The following is a 275-nucleotide window of genomic DNA, read 5'->3' as shown; positions in this document are numbered from 1 at the left end:
GACAGCGTTGTGATTGTACCGGGTTATGGTATGGCGCAAGGTCGTGCACAAAATGCTGTAAAAGAATTGTGTGAAATTCTAAAAGAGCAAGGTGTTCGCGTTCGTTTTGCGATCCATCCAGTTGCTGGTCGTATGCCTGGTCATATGAACGTATTGCTTGCTGAAGCAGATGTAGCATATGAAGACATCTTGGAAATGGATGAGATTAACTCAGACTTCCCTGCAACTGATGTGGTGCTTGTAATTGGTGCAAACGACGTAGTAAACCCTGCTGC

1 protein-coding gene is annotated in these 275 nt (G+C 45.1%); it reads left to right on the top strand.

The genetic code is table 11. From position 1 onward, the window contains the following. A partial coding sequence (locus FY048_RS19020) for an NAD(P)(+) transhydrogenase (Re/Si-specific) subunit beta (RefSeq protein WP_446092180.1) occupies positions 1–275 on the top strand: 275 nt, incomplete at both ends.

The organism is Acinetobacter sp. 1124_18A, from assembly GCF_052824995.1.
The sequence above is the reverse complement of the archived record's forward strand: the minus strand, read 5'-3'. Positions and strand labels throughout refer to the sequence as shown.